Origin of the sequence: Pseudomonas sp. Lz4W, from assembly GCF_000346225.2 — a bacterium.
Taxonomy (GTDB): Bacteria; Pseudomonadota; Gammaproteobacteria; order Pseudomonadales; family Pseudomonadaceae; genus Aquipseudomonas; species Aquipseudomonas paraversuta.
This window is the reverse complement of the sequence record NZ_CP017432.1, coordinates 4,243,119-4,268,983: the sequence shown is the minus strand read 5'-3', so window position 1 is coordinate 4,268,983 and position 25,865 is coordinate 4,243,119. Positions and strand designations below refer to the sequence as shown.

Genomic DNA, 25,865 nt, shown 5'->3' with positions numbered 1-25,865 from the left:
TATGCGATGGTTGAGCGCTTCAGTCGCTCGACTTGTCACCGGTTACAGCCTTCACTTCAGCCAGCCGCTCGCCAAACTAGCCATGTCACCTTCACGCTCTAATCCCGGGCAAGAGTCGAAGATGGCTGGCTCAGCTTTCTGGCGGAGTGCGAGGCCCGTCCTATTAGGAGTTTTTCTATCCCGTAAAAGATCCAGCAGTGCAACAGTTTTTCCTCCATTTCGCACCACATCCAGAACAAGGCTGATAGCGGACGTCCTCTTCGTTTTGCACTCTGGTCATAGGCTTCTGCAGATAGACATATTTGGCGTTGTATTCTTTGAGTAACTCACCCGGCACGGTGTCCCAGCGATCCTTATCGTTCGTGACGTTGGCCCGCACGAATAATTGTGCCGGTCCGCTTTTTTTAACTGCCTGCCTTAAGCGGTTTTTTTTTTCGATTGAGTCATCCGCCGCCTTTTTAACCACTAACGAAAATTCCAGATCGTAGTATTCCTCTACTGCAGGTTCCCTGAAGTCTTCGGCCATCGCCCGGGCATGCAAAATCAGGTTGTCATCGATGGTTATCGTAAGCTCAATCCGCTCCTCAAGTGGGGGGAAGTCTGGATTCACTTCAACCACCAGGCTGCCATAGTTGGTGCGCGGATCAGCCGCAGCTGACTTCTGAACCATCTGTGGGCGCTTGAAGGTGAAAATGGCTTTGCCATCGCGAGGATCAGAGCAATACATGGATTGCTGTTTTTGGATTGACTCGCCCCTCTGTGGCAAGCGGGTGCCCTCATGAATCACTGTGAGCAACGAGTTTCTCGCTTCAGCCAGTTCAAACGGTTTTGCCAGGGCCAGCTCAAGATTGTCGTGCGCGATCCAGGCTGCACCTTCGGAAATAATCCGGTCACCCTTCTCGGAAATATGCAGTGCGGAAACACCAAATTTTTCAGTTAGCTTGTTTTTTATCACCGGCATATTGACCATGCCGCCGGTCGCAAGGCATAGCGCAAGCGTCTGTGGGTCTACATCGGCCTTGTCCAGCAGACTGTCGATTTCGTCGATGCCCTGATTGATCAGACGGTTGCAAATACTTTCCAGAGTCTCTCTGGTCAACCAGATATCAATTTCAGATTCTTCATCAGTACCCTGAAAATAATTGGGTAGAAATATATTGGTCTTGTCGCGGGTTGATAGCGTGATTTTTGCCTGCTCGCACTGAGTGATCAGCTTCGCGCGCATGCCGGGATTGGTCGTTAGCTTGCTTTCAGCGCTCAAGCCAAACTTGCGCGCATGCTCGTCAGTCACATGACTGAGAATGGCGTCATCCAGATAATCACCACCGACCAGATTGTTGCCGCGGTTGAGCACCTGAACGATGGAGCCATTGACTATCTTGCATAGCGTAAGGTCCAGCGTGCCGCCACCCCAATCAAAAACCAAAACCATCTTGCCGTCGTAGTACGCAAGAACGTCTCGAGTATTCGGCTGGTCTTTGAAATAGCCATAAAGCGCTGCCAATGGCTCGTGCACGAAGGTTTCAACGTATACGCCGGCATTGAGCATTGCTTCGCGCAATGTTTGCCTGCCCCGTCCGTCCAGAGCCACCGGAATGGTCACTACGGCACGTGTCAGATCTGCAATCTGATCAATATCGCTATCGTCAGCATCAGCCACTAGGTATTTGATGTAATCGGCAATGACCTCGACCGGCGTCATGATCCGGCCATCAACGTTGATATGCTCGCTACCCAGCAGCTTTTTCGGGCCGCGCACCGTGTTACCCAGCACACCAATAACCAGCTTCTCAAGCTTGTCCCGTGCCTTTTTCCCGCAGATAACCTTTTCGCCTTCATAGCGCACAACTGAAGGATGTGGACGCCCGGTATCGTCGAAACACTTTGCTAGACCCGCTCGGGTAATTACTGAAATGAGACTATTTGTGGTGCCGAAGTCAATGCCTACTCGCTGAACCATTTGATATCCCTTTCAATACTTTCCACTGCCAATTCGATTTGATGCACGGCAACTTCTGTTTTGGGTTTTTCACGCTGCAAGGCTGCCAGGGAGAGCTTCAGCGGCTCAAGCACATCCTCAGTAAGAAGATTGAATGCCTTGGCCTTGGCCTGCCCAGCGTTGTCACGCAGATGTGTTCGTGTAGCCCGCTCATCCAGCTGCTGCTCATGCTGTGCCAGCTTCAGCTGCTCGACTTCAGCCATTAGTCGAGCAATTTGCTGATCCTTGTCAGCGATCGCAGTGATCTGCGTCATGACCTTGGTTTGCAAAGCCTTAAGCTCAACCTCTTGCGCGTTATGTTTCGACTGCAAGAATTTTTGCTGGCCTGCCAGCTCCGTGAACTGTTTCTTGAAGTAATCGATGGTGTCGGCCAGCAGGCTGTCCTGATTGGCATATTGCTCCGCAAGAAAAACTGCAACCGCACGCGGGCTCTGGGTGGGCGAGGTTTGCTCATTCAGCAGGCCCGAGAAGAACTCGATAGCGGCGTTGAGATCCGTCTTACCTTGGGCCATCAGCCACAGAGCGCCAATGAGCAGAATATTGTTTCTCTGTGCCGCCAGCTCTTTCTTGGACAATACATCCAATGCGGTAGATTCATTTGCCTCGGCATTACTTGTGCTCGGGCTTGGCGCTTCACTGGCCTGTCGTCCAACCGAGTCAATCCGCTTTCGGTATTGCTCTGTGATGGCGTTACTCAGGAAGGTCAGCGGACTGCTGTCCAGACCCTTGTCGGCCTCCATGATGTCCCGGTATAGGTCTAATGACCCGCGATGACGCTGAATCCAAAGTGAACTGGCCAGGCGCACACAGAAGGCCATCAGCTGATGGCGTAGCCCATCACGCTGACACTTGAAGGCTGCCAGCGTGATGAGTGAAAGAACTTTGAGCTCCGGATCCGTCTTGCAGGCAGCAGCAGTAATGCTCTCGGCAAGTTCACTGCTCAGGCGCGTATCCTGCGGATAGGTCATCAACGACTTCAGGTCGGCCTTGGTGATACTTGCCGGCTTGATGTTCTTATCTTTGTCCATGGTTATTGCAAAAGCCTCTGTGAGTATTTGCTCAACAGATTTTGGCTCGGCCTTGCTCTGCTTGGGCTTTTTAGCATCGCCCGATTTGGGTTCGGCGATTTCATGCTCAATGCCAGTCATCTGTCATTGCTCCCCAATAAGCGTATGAAACACATCGTCAATTTTGAGTTTTTTCCGGTATTTATCGATCGCAGAAACATCATCTTGCGCAACTGCCTTTCTGTAACAGATGTAGTCGAACTTGCTTCTATCCTGCAGCGACAGATTGTTCGCCGATAGCGCCGCAATCTGCTGCTCCATATCCTGCAGCGAAGCTTGCTGAAAGCTATCCAGTAGCTCCTTGAGAATGAACTCTGTTGAGAAGTCCACCGGCATTCTGACGCTACTGCCGACATGCACTGGTACCGTATAGGGCTCGCCCCTGAAGAACTGCATGGCAGCTTCTATTTCCGGCAAGCCGCAGCCTTGCAGGCTACTGAAGTCATTCCGATTAAAGCGAATCACGGCCCTTACACCCATGCAAAGGCCTGTACGGTAATCCTGCAGCGACTGCACAGCCTGGTTGAAGCGAGTATCAAAGTCTTCAAATGGCATGCTATCCGAACGTCGATCCTTGGCCATCACACCGTGCAGGTAGCGCACCAGTCCGTTGGTGTACTCGATCACCGTGCTGTACTGCTTCACATTGTCGATAAATGCAGCAATATCACTACTGGTGAAGTCGTCCTTGGAGAAATGCAGTGCGAATGCCTGGTCGACCTTATGCAGTTCCTGCTTGTCGGCAATGCATACCTCGATTTTCAAGTTTTTCTGCAAAGCCGAGCTGCCATAACTCACATCGATGTAGCCCTTCTGCACCGCCTGTATGCACTCAAATAGATCGTCAACCGACTGGTTTTCAGCACCGTTGATGGTCAGTGCATCAACATTGCGCGCACCTAGGTCACCGGGCTTGAGTGGCGCGATGATCCGCAGTTGCTTGCCGGCAATATCCCGATCCTGAAAATACAGGGTAGGGTTCTGTATCGGATGCACGACCTCGTGCCTCTCGCGCTGAGCAATGGAATCAAAGATCAATTCGCAGTGGCGGCATGGGTAGCTGTCGGGCACGGATGAATAGTCAAGTGGGCTCCCAGTTTCCCAGTACCGATCCAATCCGGTTTCTTCTATCCAGCCAATAGTTGGCATCGTTGTTTCCCCACTTCATCCATGTGAACGGAACCCTTTTCTAAAGGGTCCCGCGAAATTCCATATCACTCAGCCTTATCACCCGTCACTGCCTTCACCTCGGCCAACAAGTCGCCAAACTTGCCGTAGTTGACCTTCACTCCGTCATCCAGATCCAGGCTGATGCGTTGGTCGGCGTGGTGGCGGAGTTTTTCGTCGAAGGTGGCGAGTTCGGCTTGTTGGTTGTGCAGGGTTGAAAGCTGCTTTTCCAGGGCTTTCTTTTCGGCGGTGCTGTTGCTGGCTTCGATGTCTTTTTCCAGTTTGGCGGCGTAGCTGCTCAGTTTGGCGCTGAGGGGGATGACGTATTCGGTGCGCATGCGTGCCAGGGTGCCTTCGTTGTAGCGGTGCAGGTAGACCAGGCACTGGAAGGCTTTTTGTTTGCCGCTGCTGAATAGCCAGTAGATCGGGCGTTTTTTGTAGGTTTGCAGGTGGTCTTTGAAAAAGTTGTCGCAGAGGTAGCGGCGCAGGGTGTCGCGGCTGGACTCGGTCTTTTTCGGCGAAAGGCTATCGGCGAGAAAGCGCAGGTTGGCTTCGAGGTGGGCCTTATCCCAAGCCACTGAAATAAACTCGATCAGGCGGTTGGCCGCATCGTCGGCAAACCACTCTTTATCGGTGAGCGGCAGGATGCCGTCGGCATCGGCCGGGAAGCGGGTGTAGCGGCTGGGGTCGAAGCCCTGGTTGCCGCTATGGGCGTAGATCAGGCCGGGCTCATCGAGGCTGTAGCGACCGAGCATGCAGCCGATGGCGTAGGACACCAGTTCCTGCATGCTGTCCTCGCGAAAACGCGTCCACAGCTCGGCTTCACTCAGCTTGCCGCCGTAGCGGTAGGCCGGGTTGACTGTGAGAGTGATCTGCTCGATGGGCACGTCTGGGGTGAGCTCATCCGCTAGGCCATAGGCGTCGATAAAGAGTCGGTTGTTCTCCTCTTCGAGCCGCTGCATCTCGGCGATGGTGGCGCGGTTTTGGGTGATCCATGCGGTGTAGCTGCCTTCAAGGTTACGCGTGGAGTCGAAGGTGGCCGACAGGAGCGGGAGAGATTTGAAGTCCCAGGAGCGTTCATATGCATCCCAGTCCTTAGTCGCGACAGCAACTGCTTGCCGAACCGATGCTGACAAATCCAGCGTCTCGTTGACAGGGAGAACACCGAAGTTGCCAGATTTGAAGTGCAGGGTTGGATTAAGAATCTGGGCGAACATCGTACCAAGATGTGAGTTTCCCAAAGCGGTCGCTCGCTCAATCGCGCCCCCAAACGCGCCGTCCTTAGCAAACGCGGATAGGCCCGTGGCGTCAAATAGGAAGCCTGCAGGGTAGAGGCGAACTGAAAGCCCCTTCGACGTTATGTCAGACCAGGTTAGGAACGGACGGAAGATGAAATCTAGATTGAAGTTATGGGCCCAGACCCGGGCTCCCGATGGATGTAGCTTCGTTTGGAGCTCTTCGCCATCGTCTAACCAGTCCACCAAGAACCAAATGTTGCCAGCCCACTTCCGAAGCTCCCCCCCCTTGTTATATGGAAACCAGCGCCTGCCTGTTTCCTTTGCTGCAGTGCGGTCTTCACAACCAAGCCCGATTTCTTCAATAGACACTTCTGGCCAGCAGCGGACGTATCGGTCGTTGTTGCCGGTGGCCAGCCCTTCCCTTGGATCAAGTGACGCTGAAGCAGCAGGGAATTCCACGAAAGACTCTCGTACTTTCGCAGTCACCCAGTAGGCAATCGGGCTTCCGGGGATCTTTTCGAACTCGCTCTGCGCTGCCTCGGCGAAGCGGTTCTCGCCAAGACGAAGAGCTGTTCGTTTTCTTTCCTCGCCGCCATCCAGTAACCGGAAGAAGACTGGCCGATAGCCCCGCGGTGGAGCGTTCTTCAACACAAAGGTTGCTGCCTGAACGACCTCCCCCGAGATGCTCCCAAAGGCGCCTGCCCCGAGATGAGCCATCGTTGTGATCGTTTTCATCCTCAGCAAGCGCTCGCGCATCTTCTGGAATGAAGATAGGAACATCCAGTTGTGCATCGTCACCAAAGCGCTCTGTCCGGTATCTTTTGCCAGCAGGCAGCATCGCTCAATGAAACAAGCGAACAGGTTTTCCTTCGCTTCGGGGAATTTGTCCTTGGCGTACTTTTTCAGGGGGCTGTTCATCCCACTACTGCCCATGTACGGCGGATTCATCACTACCGCGTCGTACTGCGCTGCGAGCAGCTCTGCCTGATGAACCAACGGTCCTAGGCGCTTGAACGATTCCGTCACAAACAGATCGAGACTGGTTGCTTCGCAAAGCTGCTTCAGCCCTAGTAGCTTCTTCGCTAGCCCCTCTGGCACCTGAATCAACGACCCAAAGGTCGTGGCGTGCTCAAACAAACGCTTCAGCTCGTTTAGATCGCCCAGCTGCAACCCGTAATCCGCCAGCTTTAAACCGTTAGCCAATACCTCAGGATCGAACCCTGCACTGTCCACCAGCGCCATGACATTGAGCTTTATCCCGCGCTCGAAGAGGCGGCGGTCATCCGCTCTGCCTTTCATCATGAGGGCAAAGCCAGTCAGCTGTGTGGCGCGGCCGTCGATGTCGAGGCCAAACAGGTTCTTCTCCAGGATCAGCTGAGCCACGTCGCGCTGCCGGTAGCCGCGCTCCAGGTAAATGGCTTTGAATAGGTCATAGCCTTCCACCAGGATGTGCCCGGAGCCGCTGGCCGGGTCGATCAGGGTCAGTGCTTCTGGGTTGAGGCTTTCCGGGGTGATGGCGGCGAGCTGGGCGTTGACCTCGGCGGTCTGCTCGGCGGGCTCGATGTAGTACTCCATCTGCGCTTTGAGCGGCGAGTCCGGGTAGGTCGCCAGCCACTGCGCGCCCAGGGAGTTCTGCACCATGTACTTGACGATCCAGTTGGGCGTGAACAGCTGGGTGGCGGCGGGAATGTCCTCGCTTTTTACCACCTTGCCGATGACCTGGTCCTTCTTCTCGGAGATGTAGAACTGGTAGAGCCAGCCGATGATCTCGATATTGGCCCAGTCTTCTTCTGGAATGGCGCTGACCAGCTCGCGGATCAGCGAGTCGGTTTTGGTCAGGTTGTCGGGCAGCAGCAGCTCGGTGGCGTCATCCACCGCCTCGAAGAGAAACGGCATGGCCTGGTGCAGGGCGTGACACTGGGCCAGCAGCAGTTCGCGGTAGAGTTCTTCGTCTTTGTTGCCGTCGAGCTTGAGCTCGGTAATCAGCTGTTTATCGAGGCCCGGCAGGTCGATCTCTAAACAGTCTTCCAGAATTTGCGGGGTGCCCGCGCTGCCATCGGCGGCGCTGAGCACGCGGCGGCCGTGGTCGAGGTAGTCCTGCAGCTCCATATAACGGATGGCGCACAGGCGGTTGAACCAGCTGTAGGCGGCCTGTTCCATGGCCTGGGCAAAGCCCAGTTGCTCGACCTTTTTCACCAATGCGGCGCGCGGGCGAATGACGCTGGCCGGCAAGGCGCGGTCGCCGATCAGGACCAGATCGCCCTTTTGCTCCACGGGCGCAATGCCCATGGCGGGGATGCTGGATTCGCGAATGCCAAACAGCGCCGCGCGCTTGGTCATGGCGGCGATAAAGGCGGTACGGGCCTTGGGGGCGTAGCTTTTGATGTGGCTGGTGTTCATGGGGTGTCCTGAATAGGGCTGCTATGCAGTGCGCTGAATGGTGTTTGGGCGGGCCGCTGTTCGAGTGGCCGGCTGGCGGCTGGCGGCTGATTGCCTGATTCGGTCGCGGCCAATTGCCTGATTGGCACGCAGATGCTGTGCGGTGTTAGCCATTGTTGATGACCTCACGCCAGGCGGATTCCAGGGCGTCGAAGACGGCTTCCGGCACCTGATGCAGGTATTGCTTACGGCGGTTTTGCGAGAGCGTGCCGTTTTGGTCGAGGCAGAACATCACCAGCCGCGCGAGGGTGCTGCTGGGGATGTCAAATTGCTGATCAATACGGCGGTAGATGGCGTCGTAGCGATTGAGAAACTGGGTTTCTTCCTTGAGGTGTCGTTCGAGCGCCTGCTCGGTGGCGCGCAGCATAAATTCGGCGCAGGCGGTGCCATCCCAGTAACGGTAAAGCGCTTCGTGGCCGGTGAAGTCGAAGGCGAACTGGCCCTCGTCGATAAAGGTCACGTCCCAGAAACGCCGCGCGGGTTCGGAGAACGCCTGCAGGGTAGCCAGGTAGTCGGCCTCGTTCTGACGCAGGGCTACGGATACCGGCAGCAGCAGGCCGTGCTTCAGTGCCCCGCGCTGGCAGAGCACCTGATGGAAGAGAAAGCGTGACAGGCGGCCGTTGCCATCCATAAAGGGGTGAATAAACACAAAACCAAAGGAGACAATGCTGGCCAACAGCAGCGGGTCGAGGTCTTGGGGCGGCTGGTTGGCCAGCTGAATCAGCTGCTCCATCAGCTCACGGCCGAGTTCGGGCGGTGGCGGTAGATAGGTAACGCCGAGTGCGCCGCGCAGGCCGTTGCTGAGGTAGTTCTGCTGATGACGAAATGCAGCCGCCTGGGCATAGGGGTTACTGATGACGGCGTTTTGCAGCTCGACGAAATAGTCTTCATCCAGCTGGCGAGGCTGGTGGGCCTGCTTGAGCAAGTCAACGAAACGGCCGGCTTTGTCTTGGCTGGGGGTTTCGTTCTCAATGGCGTAGGAGTCGCGGGTTTCGTGCAGGTAGGCCCACGCCAGGGCGCGGTTGAGGATGTCACGCGGTAGCGATTCACTGAACGCGGTGGCCTGTTGCAGCAGGTTGCGATCCAGCAGCGTCTGCAGCGCATCGGTACGGCGTAGGGTGATGCAGTAGTCGAGGTTGCCGATGCCGTTGAACAGCACGCGCCAACGGTTGTTCTTCGCCCCTGCAACTGTGATGTACTGAGCAGGGTCAAACAGCGGCACGTAGGCGGTGCGCAGGTTGCCTGCCTGATGCTGGATGCACTGACCGGTGAAGTGCTCCCACAAGTACGCCGCTTTACGCAGGTACTGGCTGGTGGGGCTGGCCTCGATAGCGGCGCGTAGCTCTGGTTCAGTAATCAGCGGCAGGCACTGGGCCAGGATGGCCAGCTCAACGCCCTCGTGCTTGAGGGCGAAGAGGATATGGCCGAGCAGATCGTCGGCGGCCGGTGCCATGCTGGCGGGTACTGCCAAGGTTTGGCCGATGACTTCCTTGCGGGTGACCGCACGGACTTCCGCCAGGCGCGCCGGTGGCAGCGTCTTGACTGTCGACTCCTGAAGCAGGCGGTTGTACCCGACCGGTTGCATGGCTCAGTTCCTTCTTGAATACCGTGTTGCGCTAAGGAAAATTTGTGCGAATCCTGTTTTTATTGCGCAGATTGGCATTATTAGCATTTTTTTTGTGCAGTTGCCGGTTTAACGAATCCTGATACGTTTCTCCTGCTGGATGGCTGCTACAAGCTCAGCCTTTAGCGCCTCGACGAAGCGCTCCACATCGCTCTGACTTTCTAGGTAAACGCCATTACCCAGCTTGTTGAAAACACTGGTAGCCGCGATTTCGACTACTGGCTTGGGTGGGGCGACCGGCTTGACCGGAACGAGAGGTGGTGTGCGCTCTTCCTTAATCTGGTTGCTGCCCTGGGCAGCTTGCTGTGCTGCTTTGTCAGCTTGCTGCTGCAGCTTTTGCTGGCGATCCACCTCGGATTGAATGGCGCGCTCCAGCTCGAAGATGCCGTCTTGCAGGCGTTCTTCGGCGGTTTGGCTTTCCAGTTGGTAGATGTGGGCCAGGCTGGTTTCAGTCTCGGCTTCGGCTTTAAGCAGCTGGAGCGGACGCAGCAGGCGATTGCTTAGCTCAGGGCTTTCGATGCCGCTCTTGGCGATTTCGGCCTGCAGCAGGGCGATCTTCTGGTCAATCGCTACCAGCGCCTGCTCGCGCTGTTCCGTGAGAATGCTGACGTTGACAGCCTCAACGGTTTCCACCAGGCCAGAGACCTTGTGTAGCTGGTTGTAGGGACTGGCGTGGCTTTCGATGGCCTGCAGTTCGGCCAGAGCCTTGCGGGCGCTGTCGTTTTTCTCCAGGGCATTGCGGTTTTTATCAAAGCGGCGCAATGCCTGTTGCAGCTGCTGCCAGCTGTGCAACTGGTTGGTGAAGAACTCGTTGAGGTCACGGTAGTCCTCTTCGAGGTCGAGGTAATCGTTCGAGTTGTCGACCACCTCCTTGAAGAAATCGACGCTATCGCTGTTGCCCAGCAGACGCTGCAGGGTCAGTAGAGACTTCTCGATTGTGCTTTTGCCTGGGAAGCGACCGACATCAACCTTGCTCTTGTAGCTCTTGAGTTCGGAGAGCCAGGTTTCCAGGCGGCTGCGGTAGAAGGCATAGAGCTCTTTCTCACCGGCCGGGCCTATGGCGTTGAATAGATCCTGACTGAGATTGCGGACTTTCTTGAGCAATACCTCATCGGTCTGGCGCTTCTTCTGCACCGAGATTTCTCGCCGCTTGCGGCTGTTGGTCAGGTACTCGAAAGCATCCGGCAGCGCGAGGCTTGGGCCTGCAACGTGGAAGGAGATACGCCCAGCGGCGGCGAGGCGGCCGATCAGCAGGAGGATTTCGCCATCGGGCCAGCCGAAGGGGCGCTTGTTGAAGCGCTCGATGATGTCGGCAACCAGCAGGCGGTCATTACCGGAGGCGCGCAGGGTTATGAATTGCTCGACTTCCTTGATGGCCTGGGCGTTGCCGTCTTCCCCATCCAGGGTGAGGCCAAGCTGGGCAATATCATCACTGTGCAGTACGGCATGCAGCTCGCGCTCGGGCTCCTGTTGCAAGACGCGCAGGTAGCCAAGCTTGTTGTAAGTGTTCTCCAGCAGGTATTGGCAGGCTTCGTCGAAACGGGTCTGGATGTTGTTGCCGCTGAGTTTGAGGTGCTGGCCGAGGGCGTAAATTTCAGCACGCTCCAGCAGCGCTTCGAGCATCAGACGCAGGCGTTTTTTACGTTCTTGGTTTTCACGGCCACGGTCGGACAGGATGCGGCTGAGATCGGGCTGGTTGTCATCGTTGTTGAGGCGAATAAATTTGTTGGTTTTGAGCCAAATGCGCAGCTCGCCGAACAGCTCACTGCTGTCGGGGAGTTTGAACAGTGCGAGGCCTGCTGGCGCTTCGTTGCTCTTGTTGAGGCAACTGGCTTCGCCATAAAGGGCGTAGTCAGGGTCTAGCGGGGAGATAACCTCGACGCGCAGATCCTGCTCGTAGCGGCCTTCAAGGCTGTGACCATCGAGGAAACGACCGATGCTGTAGTCGGTTTTGGTCAGGTTGTAGCGGAACTTGTTCTTGTCCTTGAGTAGGTCCTTGTAGATGAGCTCGGCAAGCGCCTTGTTCTCGTCCGAGGAGGCGATTTCAGTGGCCTTGATCTTACGGGTGATGTCGCGCTCTTCGTTGGTGAGGAAGACGAACTCGTCTCCATTGCGGATGACCAGGTTTTCCTTTTCCAGGCGCTGCAGGGTGCCTTCAAGACGGCGACGCAGGGCAAGCTTGTCGGTGTCGACCTCTTCGATGGACAGAGTGACCAGGTTATCGAGCGTGCCTTTGATCAAGTCGACATAGCGAATCATGAACAGGGTGCGCAGGATCTGTACGTCGAAGTCATCGAGCACTTCACTTTCACTGGCCTGGTCGATGGTGCGCTTGACGGCGGTGTCGAGGAAGCCTTCCACCGCACGGTAAAAACTGTACATGGGCACCAATGCGCCCAAGGGTTTGTCCTTGAGTGACAGGGCGGCCATTTGGAAGGCATCGAGCATGGAGCGTTCGCCATAGGCCAGGTGAGCACCGGTGGCACCGACCTTGCGAATTTCCTCGAAGACTTTTTGCACCAGTTGGAAGTGGTAAGGCGCGAACGGGTAGTTGGCGACGAAGCTGTCCGGGCCGTCGTAATTCTTCAGCGTTGGGCCCGAGCGATCGAAGGTAATCTGGTTGCGCAGGATGTCGCCCTTCTGCTCCCAGAGCGCGCGCAGTTCCGCCTCGGCAGCTTCTGTCTTGCGTAGAAGGCGTTTCTGGATGACTTCGTCGGTGTTGGAGCTGGAAAGCGAGAGGCGGGTTTTGAAACGCCCGGCGATCTTGGAGAAGTCATTGGCTTTGGTGGAGGACAACTCGCCGAGCACAGCATCCATATCAGCCTGGGAGGTGACGATGATCCAGGCGCGGCCTTTACAGATGGTGCCGAGATTTTCGGTGATGGTCTGCAGGGTAAGCATCAGTCGGGTATCGCTGCCGATGAACTGACCCACTTCGTCGACCAGGAACAGTACGCGGTGCTTGGCGGGCTGGGTGTCGAGGTATTCCTTCACCCAGTTGCAGAAGTTCTCCACCGACACGCTGAAGGTTTGCTCTGAGGCTTCGAACCACTTGTGAGCGGCTTCGGCAGAGAGACCTAGCGCACTGGCAAGCGCCTTTTCGATGTCGTCCTGGTAGAACTGATAGCCGTCACGCTCATCGACCCACTCCAGGCCTGTGGCTGTGTTGAAGGCTTGCTTGAACTGCTCATACACACCGCGCTGAGTGAGGTGGCGTTCCATATGGGCGATGTGCGGATGGTCGCCGCTGAAACCCTGGTGTTCGTTGAACACGCGCAGGAAGACGTTGAGGATCGGGTTACCTGCGTCGTTGGAGCTAGCTTTGCTGTCGATGTTGAACAGAATGACATCGGCGCTGTTGGCTACCGCCTTGTCGATGTCGGCGCGGATCATGGCGTCGCGCACTTTGTTCTGGTCGAAGAAGGCAACGGCGCGCTTGCTGTTGCCTCGGGCATCATGGGCTTCGATGTTGGCCAGCAGGTAAGACAGCGTTTTCAGGAAGTGCGACTTACCTGAGCCAAAGAAGCCGCTGATCCATACGCCCACTCGGTTGGCGATGGAGGGATCACTGAGGTCGGTACTGTAGGACTCGAAGAAGCTACGGAAGTGTTTTTCCAGCTCATTGGTGACGACGTATTCGTCGAGCTCCTGGTGCACGGTGGCGTCATCAGCCTGATCCGCCTTGACCACACCGTTAATCGGGCGGTCGAGTTCCTTGAAGAAGATTTCTTTAATGCTCACGGCCATCATCCTTATTGATCAGGGCACCAGCTTGAATGCGCGGTAATAGTTGTTGCTGGTAATACGGTTGAACAGGGCCAGCGACTGGCCAGAGTAGTGCCCCGGGTAAAACAGTACTAGCGGCTTGTGGCCGAGCAGGGCATGCAGTTTGTTGAGCAGGTTATGGGCGCGAAGCACAGGCCATACAGAGCCCACGCCTGTAATGAGCACAACATCGTGTTCCGTGGCGCGGTAATGCTCCATCAGGTAGGGCGCGAACTTGTCCATGTGCAGCGGGCCGGCAAGCGCTTTGAGCAGTGCCAAGTCGCCCTTGGTGGTCTGCATCTGGATGGCCTTATCAGTGAAGTTGCGCTGATCCAGATAGTCCTTCATGGCGTGCAGCAGATTGATGTTCACAACCTTCATCTGACTGTGTTTTTTATCTAGAAAACTTTTGAGGAAGTCGAGGTATTGGCGCACCTGCAGCTCATCCTCGGGGGCGTAGTCGAAGATCCAGAAGCCGATTTCGTTGCCCAGCCCTTGGCTTTTGAGAAACTCCTCGGTGAGGATTTTTTCTGGGATCTGGTTCAGCCGATCCTGTAGCTGCTGGTTCATGCGTTCATTCCTTGGTACTGCCTGTCAGAGGGTGCTGCTGGACACTTCCAGGCAGGCTTTGATGCGATGGCGGTAACTGTCGTCCAGCAGGGTGCGAACCTCAGGGCGGACCAGCAAGGTCTGCAACTGCATGCTGCGCGTACTTTTGAGCAGCTTGGCCTCGGCCAGCATGCGATAGACGACTTGGCCCATTTTCTTACGGCTGGATTCCGTCCAGGTCTCGATGGCAGGGTCGCGATGGCTGCGCTCCTCTAGGAAGTCATGCCAATGCCAGGGCTCGAGATGTTCTGCCTTGGTCAGGTAGGCATCACGCAGGACGGTTTCGATGAATTCCACCAGCAGCAGGTTGCGCTCAAGCGCCGCGCAGAAGGCGACTTGGGTGGCGAGTTCGTCGTCACCATCACGTAGGGCTCGCCAGAAAGGTTGATCCAGGCGCTCCAGGCGTTTACGCAGCGCTTGAGCAACTCGTCTGGCCGAGGCTGGTGAGCGCTTCTGCAGGCGATTGTGTTGCTGGATTTCTTCTGCCCACTGCTCTGGGGAAGCCTGTTGCAGCAGTAGATCTGCGATGACTCGGCATTCCCGTACTTGCAGTGAGCCGCCGATAAGATCGGAGTCATAGCTGAAAGTCTGCATGATCAAGCGACTTCCCCTCCGAACAGGTAAGGCAAAAGCAGCTCACGATCTTCGGGGGACAGCTGTACTGGATGTTCTGCGACCCGAGAACACTGCTCGTCAGTGATTGCGGCCTGGTAACGCTGCAGCATGTAGTGGGTAAGAGCTTTTCTGACGGTGATGGGGAGTTGCCCATCTGTCATGGAGTAGTCGCGAGCGACCATGGCTTGCTGTGCTTCGCTTAGGTGCCGGTTGGGGATGATGTGCAGGGTGGTCTGCTCATTCCAGGCGTTGTCAGGCTCGCTGGGCGGAGCATGTTCATCACTAGGCTGAGGCGTGCCGCTAATGCGCGAGATTAGAAAGTCCCGGTAGCTCTGGGATTTGTGGCAAAAGGCGCGAGTGTGCCAACGAAAACCTGAGTAGATAAGGGTGTGCGGTGAAATGACCCGTTCATGTTGCTCGGGATTGCGCATTGAGCTGTAGGCGACTTTGAGACTGGCTCTGTTGCGACAGGCCTTTACCAATTCACGTACAACATCGGGCCTGACGGCTCGCTCAGGCAGTTGGACTGCCGCTACCCCTGGTTGGGATTCCAGTACCAGATTTATCGGCTGAGAACCATTACTTGTCAGCAGCTCAAGGTACTCGTTGATATGCCCCGAACAAAGCACGGGCTTGAATCCATTGGCTGGGATGTAGCCCTTGATGGAGGGACTATGCAGCAGGGCTTGCGGGTTGAGTTCGTTGTTATAGCGGTTGATGTCGGCCGAGGCTTGCTGCCGAGTGATACCGAACCGTTCCATCAGTTGAGCTGTAATCAGGCGGCCTTCCCAGAGAGCAATCAGCTCAATAGCGCGATAGCGAAGAAGCGTCTGGTGCTTGAGAGGGGGCATGGGTCCGGCCTGAGCATTTGCGTAGCCGGATTCTGGATGGCAGCAGCGCAGGTGTAAATAGTTACTGTAAAGTTTTTTGCATGGATTGGCTGGTGCACAGATTAAATAACGATTTAAAAGCGATTAGCGGGTATCGGTTTTTTGGCCTTAAGCTTTGTAGATGCTGGTTCTAGGTATTGTTAAAAATACCTGCGACAACGGTATGTGCTACCTGTAGAAACGGCTTCGAAAACCCGTCATAACGGTATCATTACCCGCTATGACGGTAAGGTTTACCCGCTGTAACGGTACGGTTTTGGCGTTTTGAGATGTGGCGCTCCTGAGAGGGGCTTGGGCGCTTATTGACGCTGACCAACTCACCATCGATCTGATACGTAAATTTTTGGCCATGTTCGGCGCTGGCTAGGGCCAGCCTGTCCAGAGCTCTACGTAGTAACTGGAGAAATTTGCTCGGGCTAACAGTTTTGCTGCCCGAAAGTTTGTGCAATGTGTCGATGCGGACCGGGTAGGGGGCTGCATGTGTCGAATAATATCCGTGCAGCCACTGCGCCAGGGGGCTCCCGCTCAGCATGCATCTGACGCCCCAGTGAACTAGCGTGAACTGATCGCTGGCGAACAGCCCGATGATGCTGGGGTTGAGGCCCAGGACAAGCGGTTTATTACCTTCGAGGTAATCCGCCTTAATCAGGTTGCCCTCATATACAAACGAGGCTGTACGAATCGACAGCTCGCAGCTGCTGAGGCGCAGCAGTCTGTGTTTCAGGCTGGTTCTGCTAGGGCCCGTGTCCGTGATGCCCAGGCCTTTTAACAGAGCGTATATGCTCGTGTGGAACTCCTGATCCAGGGGATGATTGCGCAGCAGGTGTAGCAGCGTAGCCCAGAGGTCTAGGTCGCTCTGGTCGAGCTGTTCTCCGCTGTAGGTCAGTGCAATACCAGCCTGCGAGGTGATCGTAGTTCCATCCAGTCTGGCTCGTTGGCCCTTGCCTATCACTGCAAACAAAGCCGAGCGCAAGACTGCGTTGGGCAGTGCGCGATAGAGTTCTCGCCAGTTCTGTAGGCGAGGTGCTGGAGCATCAGCGGGGCGGAGGGCGGATGTCGTAGCGCTTGCCCTGGCCTCCAGTTCCCTGACCTTGGTCAGCGGGCCCATTTCAACCGTTGTCCCGCTTCTCAATCTGAGCTCGTATCCAGGCTTCAACCTCGGCGACAACGTAGAAGTTCGTCGCCTGCCTGTGGGGGCCGTCTTTGATGGGCTTAGGGAAGGTGGCGTCTTTTTTGCGCAGCTTGTCCAGACCCGACCTAGATAGGTCCAGATGCTCAATCAGGCTGGTTTGGCGGATTAGGGTTTTCTGTGTGTCCAGATGCATACGGGCGTCTCCTGGGTGATGACGCTCGCTAAGTTATGCATCTCGATGTGCCCGCACACTGCTGTCGGGGCGCATGGCAGTAGTTGTTTCTAGCTGTCGAATTTGCTGATGGATGGGGCTCTGTAGTTGCGCAGCCAGTCCCGTTCTTGTTCGTCTAGACCGTGGCACCTGAATGTGCAGCTTGGCAGCTCAACGGAGCAGGGCAGTGTCCAGAGCGCATTTGGGGTGCAGATCGGCTCTCTTGCATTCTTGCTAGTCAGCTTTGGTGCAAGTTTGCCGAGTTCGTTTCCCAGGCTCAGTTGCTGCAGATACGAATCCGAACTGATGGGCGTGGCAAGATTTGCGGTCGACTGGACATGGATTTGGAGGGCCGCCCAGAAATGGGCTACGGGCATGAAGGCTGACCATGCTCGCCGAATAGATCTCTCTCCGGGGGATATCTTGCCTCCTAACGAGTTTCGGGCCTCCTGGAAATACTGGGCTCCTAAGTGGATTGCCTTGTTGACGCTGGCGTCTTCGCCACTGGCATTCAGCTTGATCAAATTCAGAAGTATCTCGCCGGCAACTGCCCCCCGTATGGCGAGACTTTCCATAGCATCCGCTCCTGCAGTGGCAGGGCTTTCGAGCAGATCCTTGAGCACCTCGACGGGAACTGATTCAAGCCCATCCCCGCTCGCACAGAAAAGCGTGTATTCGGCCATTTTTCGTCTGAGATATGCGTTTCTCAGTTTTTCGTCTGCGGGGTGCAGCATGTAGGCCGTAACTTCAAGCGGAAGAAAGGCTGCTTCATAAGGTGCATAGAATTTCATCACTGGCATGCAGTATCGCTCACTCTCTGGGTCGGTGTGCTTCGATGAGTAGGCCGGCATTTGTATCTACGCGCGCTTGATTTGCACCACGTTGCCAGCAGCCAGTCTGTCAAGATGGTCGGCATACCACTGCATCATGATTTTGCGTTGCTCCAGGTAAGTGCTTTTGTCATAGACGCCCCGGACGCCTTCTTTTACATGCGAGAGCTGAGCCTCAACGTGCTGTGAGTCGAAGCCATTCTCGTTGAGAATGGTACTGGCCAGATGGCGGAAGCCATGGCCTGTCTGCCGGCCTTCGTAACCCAGGCGACGCAAGGCCATCAAAAAAACGGTGTTGCTACGTGGCTTGGTCATGTCGCTGCGGCCGGGGAAAAGAAGCTGGTAGTTGCCTGTGATGTTGTGTAGTTCTCGAAGCAGTGCAATAGCTTGGCTGGGCAAAGGTATGAGGTGTTCGCGGCGCCGCTTCATGCGTTCAGCAGGAATCAGCCATAACCCGGCATCGAGATCGAACTCCTGCCAGCGTGCTTCGCGTAGCTCCGATGGGCGGCAGGCAAGCATCGTGAGTAGCTGCAAGCCAAGGCGCACGTCTGTTGCGTGAGGGTAGGAGCGGATGGCCCTCAGCAGTGCGGGAAGCTCATCAAGGGATACATGGGCGAAATTTTCGACAGGCTTGGTCAGAAGGAACTTATGCAGGCCTTCGAGCGGGTTGTGAGTGGCGCGTCCGGTAACCCTGGCGAGATCGTAGACTTCTCTGCACATGCCGCGAACGCGACTTGTTTGCTCGACGATGCCTGTCTCTTCCATGGCTCGCAGGAAGTTCATCCATTCCATCGGCAGAATGCTGGTGAACGGCCGTTTACCGAACACGGGGAAAACGTGCTTTTCCAGTGCTCCGATGGTTCGGACAGCAGTCCCTTCTGTCCAGGTCTTGCATTTGGCGCTGTACCACTCGCGCGCCAGGCGCTCGAAGGTGTTGTTGGCTGCCTCTAGCTCGGCTGCCTTCTGGGCTTGCTTGGTTGCGAGAACGCTACCGCCTTTTGCGGTGTGGTCGCGCAGTTGGCGAACTTTGCGGCGCGCCTGTTCGCCGGTCAGTTGGTGGTCACCAGCGCCATAACCGCCGAGACCTAGCCATGACCACTTGCCATCCGCCTTTTTGTAGCGCAGCTGCCAGGATTTTGATCCGTCTGGTTTGACCCGGAAGTACAGGCCGTCACCGTCTAGCTCTCGATATTCCTTAGGCTCTGGCTCCAGGCTGGAAAGTACGGTGTCGGCCAGTGGGCGGCGCTTGATCTGACTGCGCTTCACTTGTGTATCCCCTCGGTTCACTTTTTATCAAAGGATACACGGCGGGATACACGGCGGGCAATTGTATGGGGGCGCATGTGGGGATGTGCAGATACAAGAAAGCCCGCACGGGGCGGGCTTTTCAGGGGTGTTTCCGGTCATGTTGGAACATGTGGAAACTTGCATTTGGTGGAGCCGGGGGGATTTGAACCCCCGTCCGCCAGTACTCCGCTGTCGGTACTACATGCTTAGCCGTATCTATTAAGTTAACCCTCAGCGACCCGAAGGGCAGGGTGCTTTGGGCGAGTTGTGTAAGTTTTAGCCGATTCGTCCACAACGTACTGCACGGCGATCCTGTTCTATATGACAATCACTTCAGGTTTACAGGCATCCCCTAGTGATTGCTGGACCCGAAGGTACCAGGAGGATGGCTAAGGCAGCTTACGCTGCGAGAGCTTGACCCTCGTAGGTTTCGTCATTGGCAACTATAAGTAGTTGCAACAGTGGATTTACGAGTTCTGTTACCAACTCGGCATGCACCTAGAGTTTCGCAACCGGCGTCGAATCCTAAACGGCCCCGATGCTTGCTGTGTATTACCAGCAAGCTAGCGGAGTGTACGCCTTTGCGGCGCAGAAGGCCAACCCCATCAAGGGCTTACTTGCCGTCATCACCACCTTTGTTGTTATCCTGGATACGCTGGAGCAATTGAGTGGTGGTTGAAATGCAGGCTTTGTCATCGCCGCTGGCCTGTTCTTTCTTGGCCTTTTCGTAACCAGCCTTGATGTCGTCGGCGGTGTTTTCACTTGTCTGGCCAGAAGTAGCCATGGCGTTTTCAATGCTTTGCAGGTTGATGGCGCACAAATCATCCTTTGCAGGAACGGTTTCAGCCGCAAACACCGGAGAGGCCAACATCACAGCGGAAATAAACAGACCAGCAAGAGCGGTACGCTTCATGGGGAAAACTCCTTGTGTACAGGGTAGGCCCGGTGTCTCCGGACTCGGTTATATGCCCCAAACATTGGGGCCTTAAGCCAATTGACTATAGCTGTGCTCAGGAGTTCTGCCTGTATTTGGCCGCCATGGAATGAGTTTTTTTATGCCCAAAAGTGGGGCGTTTTTTTGAGTGTTCGGCAGGGCGTCCGGGGCGAGCCAGCCTGCATGCCGTCGACGTAAAAAGCTCGCTCCTAGAGGGTGGTGGTCACCCGGTCCACCAGATACACCAGCCCGTGGTAATCGATTCCGCCATGTTGGCTCAGGCCGATTTCGCAGGTGCGACTGGTGGATATCCCTTCACTGCAATGCTGCACGGCGTCTTTCAGGGTGCGCAGCGAGTGGGCGTTCAACTCCGGTGTGGTGAAGCCTTTGTCGCCGGCAAATCCGCAGCAATGAATCCCTTCGGGAATCACTACCTGGGTGCTGCACAGCCGTGCAATGTCGATCAGCGCCTGGCTTTCGCCAAGGTGCTGGGTGCTGCAAGTGACATGCACGGCAATCGGCGCGGTCTGCGGGGTGAAGTTCAACTTGTGCACAAGGTGGGTGCGGATAAAACGCACCGGGTCATACAGGTCCAGGCGCGACTGGTTCAGGTCCTGCACCAGGCGCAAGGTACAAGGGCTGGTGTCGCAGTAGATCGGATCAAGCCCGCCACGGCTGGCATGCAGCAGGGCGCCGATGAGTTCCTGGCGTTTGTGTTCGGCCTGTTCGGCATAGCCTTTGGAGGCAAACGGCTGGCCGCAACACAGGCTGTCCATGTTGTCGGGGAACACTACCTGGTAACCGGCTTTTTCCAGCAGGCCGCGGGTTTTATCCAGAAGCGACATTTGCTCGCTGTCGCCTGCCGCCGGCCCCATCACTCGTGAAACGCACGCGGCCAGATACACCACTCGCGGCCGTGCATCATTGACCGGCGGGCTGAAACGAATCGGCCGTTCGGGTTGCGGCATGGCGTTGGTCCACAAGGGTACCCGGCCTTTGCTTGCCCTGGTCAGCGCGGCCGAGATTTTGCCCAGCCGCGGCGCACCCAGCAGCATGCGTGCGCCATTGGCGGCGTGCAGCATGAAGCGGGCGCCTTGCAGCGTGGTTGTAAAGTGATTTCCCAGCCAGTCGGCGGTTTTCACGCTGTGTGCGCTGCGTGCCCGGAGTTTTTTCACCAGCTCGCCGGTGTTGATACCCACCGGGCAACGCTGTGCGCATAAACCGGTAGCGGCGCAGGTGTCGATGCCCTGGTAGGCGTAGGCTTTTTCCAGTTCTAGGGTGTCGATACCTGCGCGCTTTTTGGCCTGAATGTCGCGCCAGATCACAATCCGCTGGCGCGGGCTGAGGGTCAGGCCTTTTGATGGGCATACCGGCTCGCAGAAGCCGCACTCGATGCACTTATCCACAATCTCGTCAGCGGCGGGCATCGGTTTCAGATGCTTTAGATGGATGTGCGGGTCTTCGCTGAGGACCACGTCCGGGTTGAGAATGCCCTGGGGGTCCAGCAAACGCTTGAGCTGCCACATCAACTGGTAGGCATCGCTGCCCCATTCCAGTTCTACGAAAGGCGCCATGTTGCGCCCGGTGCCGTGCTCGGCTTTGAGCGAGCCACCAAATTCCACGGCCACCAGTTGCGCCACGTCATCCATAAATGCCTGGTAACGCGCCACTTCTTCGGGGTTGTTGAAACCCTGGGTGAAGACGAAGTGCAGGTTGCCCTCCAGGGCATGGCCAAACAGGATCGCTTCGTCGTAGTGGTGTTTGTCGAACAGCTCGATCAGGCGATTGACGCCGATGGCCAGTTGTTCGACCGGGAAGGTCACGTCTTCGATGATGACCGTGGTCCCGGTTTTGCGCACGGCGCCGACTGCAGGGAAGGTGTCTTTGCGGATCGCCCACAGTTTTGCGTTTTCCACCGGGTCCTCGGTGAAGTCGACTTGTTTCTCGACCGGGAACGCCGCCATCGACGCCATGATTTGCGCCAGTTGTTCGTGCAGTAAGGTCGAGGTTGCGGCACGGGACTCGATCAACAGGGCGCAGGCATTGGCCGACAGCTGTTGTACGAAAGCCGGCATGCCGGGCTTGTCCTGTACCGAGCGCAGGCTGCGACGATCCAGTAGCTCCACGGCGGACACAGGTTGGCTTTTCAGTACGGTGACTGCGTTGCAACAGGTTTCAACGTCGGGGAACACGATCAGCGCCGAGGCTTTGTTCGGATGGTCGATTACCGTGTCGTAGGTCACCGAGCTGATGAAGCCCAGTGTGCCTTCGCTGCCCACCAGCAAGTGGCTGAGGATATCCAGCGGGTCATCGAAATCCACCAGGGCGTTGAGCGACAGGCCTGTGGTATTTTTCAGACGGTATTTATGGCGAATTTTGGCAGCCAGTTCGGGATTGGCGCGGGTCTTGCGGGCCAAAGTAGCCAGCTGTTCGAGCAATGGAGCATGGCTTTGGCGGAAGGCGGCGACGTTGTTCGCGTCTTCGGTATCGACCCGGGTACCGTCGGCCAGCACCACGCGCAGGCCAGCCAGGGTGTGGTAGGTGTTTTGCGCGGTGCCGCAACACATGCCGCTGGCATTGTTGGCGACGATGCCGCCGATTTTGCAGGCGTTGATCGAGGCCGGGTCGGGGCCGATCTTGCGCCCGAACGGTGCCAGCCAGGCGTTGGCCTGGGCGCCGATAACCCCGGGTTGCAGGCGGATTTGTGTGCCCTGGCCGCGTATTTCCTTGGCGTTCCAGTTATCCCCAAGCACGATCAGCACCGAGTCGCTGATGGCCTGCCCCGACAGGCTGGTGCCGGCGGCGCGAAAAGTCACCGGCACCTGATCGCGACGGGCGAGGCGCAGCAGTTCGACCACTTCGTCTTCGGACTCGACGCGGATCACCAGCTTGGGGATCAGCCGATAGAAGCTGGCGTCAGTGCCAAAGGCCAGGGTGGACAGCGGGTCGCTGAAACGGCGGTCCTGCGCGATCAGTTGTTCGACATCACGCACAAAGGCAGCGGGCAGGCTCATGCATCCTCCAGGATCAACACCACCAGGTCTTTCGGGCCGTGGGCGCCGTAGGCCAGCACTTGCTCGATATCGGCGGTTTTCGACGGGCCGGATACCAGTAATGCGTTGGTTGGCATCCCGGCGGCCCAGTTCATCTCTTGCTGCACCTGATAGAAGTTGTCGCGGATTTCGCTGGCCTTGAGCAGGGCGAAATGCACCGGCGGTACCAGGCTCATCAGGCGCGGTTCTTCAGGGGTTGGCCACATGATCAGACTGCCGGTGGCGGCAATTGCGCCCAGGGTCGTGGTCAGGCTGGCCGGGGTGTCATTGAACAGTTCGGCTTTCCATTCTTCCACCGGGCGGTTGTAGGCCTTGAGCGGCGCCAACCCGGGATTTTGCTCCCAGTGCGCCGTCACTTTTTGCCCGTGGGCCGTGGTCGGGGCAATCAGCAGGCTCGGCAGTTGACGGTCGGTGACCAATTGCGCCAACAGTGCGGGCCAGTTCTGTTCGGTGCTGAGGTGGATTTCGGTGTGCACCGCTTCCATCAGTTTGCGCAGCTGAGGGATGCGTTGTTCCGGGGTATAAGTCCAGGGTTGTGTCACCAGCACTTCGTCGAAGTTGTCAGGCACCGGTGTGGTCCCTGTCAGACTGTTACGCAGTTTGTTGAGGATGTTTTGTCTAGCGCTCATCGCGGGTCTCCCGATTTTTTCGCCAGATGCTCGCGTGCCATATCGTGCAGGGAGCGGGCTGCGGGTTTGGGGGCACTGTGGTTTTGCGTCCACGGCCCGACATTGCTCGGCGTGAGCCCGCGCAGGCGGGTGGCAGCCTTGAGGAACACGCGGTAGAGGGTGGGAGAGCTATTGAGTCTGGCCCACATGTTCCAGACCAGGCGCTCTTTGCGCGAGTACTTGCTGCCCTGGCCGCGCATGATTCGGGGCGAAGCATCCGGCGCTTTGACGTTCTCTTCGCGCAGGCGGCGCAGCAGGGCCGGGATCGGAATTTTTACCGGGCATACTTCGCCGCAGGCACCGCACAGCGACGACGCGCTGGGGTGATCCGGAACTTTGGCCAGGCCCACCATGTGCGGCGTGATGATTGCACCAATCGGCCCCGGGTAAACCTCGCCGTAGGCATGGCCGCCGATGCGCGTGTATACCGGGCAGTGGTTCATGCAGGCACCACAGCGGATGCAGTTAAGAGTCTGGCGTAACTCGCTGTCGGCAAATGCCTGGCTGCGGCCATTGTCGAGCAGTACCAGATGCACTTCTTCGGGGCCATCCAGTTCGCCGGGTTTGCGCGGGCCGGAGATCATATTGACGTAGGTGGTGATCGGCTGGCCGAGGGCCGAGCGGGTCAGCAGTGACAGCAGTGGCACCACATCGCGCAGGTTTTCGACGACTTTTTCGATACCGGTGACGGCGATATGCACCGGTGGCACTGTGGTGGACATGCGGCCATTGCCTTCGTTTTCCACCAGCAACAGGGTGCCGGTTTCGGCGACTGCGAAGTTGACGCCGGACACGCCGATGTCAGCTTCAAAGAATTTCTGGCGCAGCACGCGTCGGCCGATCTGGATCAACTGGTCGACGTCTTTGGTGTAGTCCACACCGAGTTTTTCGTGGAACAAGTCAGCCACTTGCCCGGCATTCTTGTGGATCGCCGGCATGATGATGTGGGACGGCTTCTCGTTGTCGAGTTGAACGATGTACTCGCCCATGTCGGACTCAAGGCATTCAATGCCCTGGGCGCCGAGCACGTGGTTCATCTCCATCTCTTCGCTGACCATGGACTTGCCTTTGATCACTTGCCTGGCTGAGCGCCGGCGAGCAATGGACATCACGATTTCATTGGCCTGGTCGACGGTTTCGGCCCAATGCACCTGCACGCCGTTGCGAGTCAGGTTGGCTTCCAGTTGTTGCAGCAGGTCGGGCAGTTTGGACAAGGCGCGTGCGCGCACTGCATTGCCCAGGGCTCGCAAGTGTTCGCGTTCATGGGCGTCGCTGAAGGACGCCGCACGTTTGGTCATCAAAGAGTCCATGGCACTGCGAAAGTTGTTTCGCAGTTGCGTGTCGGCCAAGGCTTCGTGGGCGCGCTCGCGAAAGTCTTCTTCAATCGCGACGGTGGGGATCAGTGTGCTGGCGCTCATTGCTGGCCTCCGGTGCGTTGCCACAAGAAGCTGGCAAGATGCTGGCCGCGCAGGGCCTGTTTCTGCTTTTCCAGCGAGCCATTGATATTCATCAGGCAGCCGCAGTCGGCAGTCAGTACCTGATGGGCGCCGGTTTCAATCAAGGAGCGGGTCTTGTCGGCGACCATGGCCCCGGAAATATCCGGCATGCGTACGCTGAATGTCCCACCAAAACCGCAGCATTCACTTTCGTGGCTGTGGTCGATACGTTCGACATTACTCAGTTGCGCGAGCATTTCGCGGCCATGCAGGTGGGTGTTCATTTCGCGCCGTGCGGAGCATGAGGTGTGCAGCGCTACTTTGACCGGAGCACCGCTGTCCTTGAATTGCACCTTGCACACAAACAGCAGGAATTCGGTGAGTTCGAAGGTGCGTTCGGCCAGGGCGTGGACCTTGAGCAGGGTTTCGGGTTCGTCCTTGAACAGGTCTTCGTAGTGCTCGCGCAGCATCCCGGCGCAAGAGCCGGACGGCACGACCACGGGATAGTCTTCGGCGAACAATGCCAACTGCGATCGTGCGACTTCGCGGGCCTGATCGGTGTAGCCGGAGGTATAGGCCGGTTGTCCGCAGCAGCTTTGGCCCTGGGGGTAGTCGACTGCGATACCTTCGCGTTCGATCAGGTGAATGGCGTCCATTCCGGCTTCGGGGAAGAACAGGTCCACTACGCAGGTGCCAAACAGATAGACCTTGCGTGGCTTGTGCGAGGGGTATTGGCGAGGTGTCGGGAGGGGCGGGGCGACGCGGGTCGCATTCGGCACGGCGTTGTAAAAAAGCTCGCTCATCAGGCGTCTCCGGGTGGTCCCGGTTATGTGTCCGCGTCAGCAGCTGAAACCGTCTTCAGCCGCCAGGCAGACCGGGTTTGGAATGAATGACGCCGGCA

18 protein-coding genes and 1 other RNA gene are annotated in these 25,865 nt (G+C 57.0%); all 19 read right to left on the bottom strand.

The window, feature by feature from the left end; all coding sequences use genetic code 11:
- Positions 1-175: 175 nt before the first annotated feature.
- Positions 176-1,960, bottom strand: coding sequence for an Hsp70 family protein (locus B195_RS19565; RefSeq protein WP_060765746.1), 1,785 nt, complete (start codon positions 1,958-1,960; stop codon positions 176-178).
- On the bottom strand, positions 1,945-3,147 hold the full coding sequence (locus tag B195_RS19560) for a hypothetical protein (RefSeq protein ID WP_003439526.1): 1,203 nt from the start codon (positions 3,145-3,147) through the stop codon (positions 1,945-1,947). The genes B195_RS19565 and B195_RS19560 overlap by 16 nt, the downstream gene beginning before the upstream one ends.
- A 3-nt stretch (positions 3,148-3,150) precedes the next feature.
- On the bottom strand, positions 3,151-4,215 hold the full coding sequence (locus B195_RS19555) for a hypothetical protein (RefSeq protein WP_003439528.1): 1,065 nt from the start codon (positions 4,213-4,215) through the stop codon (positions 3,151-3,153).
- Positions 4,216-4,280: 65 nt separating this feature from the next.
- Positions 4,281-7,871 carry a BREX-1 system adenine-specific DNA-methyltransferase PglX gene (pglX, locus tag B195_RS19550; protein WP_003439530.1) on the bottom strand — a complete coding sequence of 1,197 codons (3,591 nt, stop codon included), beginning with the start codon at positions 7,869-7,871 and terminating at the stop codon, positions 4,281-4,283.
- A 145-nt stretch (positions 7,872-8,016) separates the two neighbouring features.
- The gene (locus B195_RS19545) at positions 8,017-9,495 is read right to left on the bottom strand and encodes a Fic family protein (protein ID WP_003439531.1); all 1,479 of its coding nucleotides are present in this window, start codon (positions 9,493-9,495) and stop codon (positions 8,017-8,019) included.
- Between the two features lie 108 nt (positions 9,496-9,603).
- Positions 9,604-13,281 (bottom strand): BREX system P-loop protein BrxC, encoded by a 3,678-nt coding sequence (brxC, locus tag B195_RS19540; protein ID WP_003439533.1) that lies wholly within the window; start codon positions 13,279-13,281, stop codon positions 9,604-9,606.
- Positions 13,282-13,293: 12 nt separating this feature from the next.
- Positions 13,294-13,869, bottom strand: coding sequence for a DUF1788 domain-containing protein (locus B195_RS19535; protein ID WP_003439535.1), 576 nt, complete (start codon positions 13,867-13,869; stop codon positions 13,294-13,296).
- A gap of 24 nt (positions 13,870-13,893) precedes the next feature.
- Entirely contained in the window at positions 13,894-14,502 is a 609-nt protein-coding gene (locus tag B195_RS19530) for a DUF1819 family protein (protein WP_222933619.1), read from the bottom strand.
- Between the two features lie 2 nt (positions 14,503-14,504).
- Complete coding sequence (locus B195_RS19525; protein WP_003439542.1) at positions 14,505-15,374, bottom strand: YafY family protein; 870 nt, start codon at positions 15,372-15,374, stop codon at positions 14,505-14,507.
- A gap of 250 nt (positions 15,375-15,624) precedes the next feature.
- Entirely contained in the window at positions 15,625-16,521 is an 897-nt protein-coding gene (gene trfA, locus B195_RS19520; RefSeq protein ID WP_003439544.1) for a plasmid replication initiator TrfA, read from the bottom strand.
- Position 16,522: 1 nt separating this feature from the next.
- Positions 16,523-16,738 carry an AlpA family transcriptional regulator gene (locus tag B195_RS19515; protein ID WP_003439546.1) on the bottom strand — a complete coding sequence of 72 codons (216 nt, stop codon included), beginning with the start codon at positions 16,736-16,738 and terminating at the stop codon, positions 16,523-16,525.
- Between the two features lie 89 nt (positions 16,739-16,827).
- Complete coding sequence (locus B195_RS19510; protein WP_003439549.1) at positions 16,828-17,556, bottom strand: hypothetical protein; 729 nt, start codon at positions 17,554-17,556, stop codon at positions 16,828-16,830.
- Between the two features lie 57 nt (positions 17,557-17,613).
- Complete coding sequence (locus B195_RS19505; RefSeq protein WP_003439556.1) at positions 17,614-18,852, bottom strand: tyrosine-type recombinase/integrase; 1,239 nt, start codon at positions 18,850-18,852, stop codon at positions 17,614-17,616.
- Positions 18,853-19,018: 166 nt separating this feature from the next.
- Positions 19,019-19,410, bottom strand: a transfer-messenger RNA (tmRNA) gene (ssrA, locus tag B195_RS19500).
- A gap of 76 nt (positions 19,411-19,486) precedes the next feature.
- The gene (locus tag B195_RS19495; RefSeq protein WP_003439557.1) at positions 19,487-19,786 is read right to left on the bottom strand and encodes a hypothetical protein; all 300 of its coding nucleotides are present in this window, start codon (positions 19,784-19,786) and stop codon (positions 19,487-19,489) included.
- Between the two features lie 230 nt (positions 19,787-20,016).
- Positions 20,017-22,821: an FAD-binding and (Fe-S)-binding domain-containing protein gene (locus B195_RS19490; RefSeq protein WP_003439558.1), complete on the bottom strand. Its 2,805-nt coding sequence runs from the start codon at positions 22,819-22,821 to the stop codon at positions 20,017-20,019.
- Complete coding sequence (locus B195_RS19485; protein ID WP_003439559.1) at positions 22,818-23,489, bottom strand: lactate utilization protein; 672 nt, start codon at positions 23,487-23,489, stop codon at positions 22,818-22,820. The genes B195_RS19490 and B195_RS19485 overlap by 4 nt, the downstream gene beginning before the upstream one ends.
- Entirely contained in the window at positions 23,486-24,946 is a 1,461-nt protein-coding gene (locus B195_RS19480) for a LutB/LldF family L-lactate oxidation iron-sulfur protein (protein ID WP_003439560.1), read from the bottom strand. The genes B195_RS19485 and B195_RS19480 overlap by 4 nt, the downstream gene beginning before the upstream one ends.
- Complete coding sequence (locus B195_RS19475) at positions 24,943-25,767, bottom strand: (Fe-S)-binding protein (RefSeq protein ID WP_003439562.1); 825 nt, start codon at positions 25,765-25,767, stop codon at positions 24,943-24,945. The genes B195_RS19480 and B195_RS19475 overlap by 4 nt, the downstream gene beginning before the upstream one ends.
- Between the last annotated feature and the right edge of the window lie 98 nt (positions 25,768-25,865).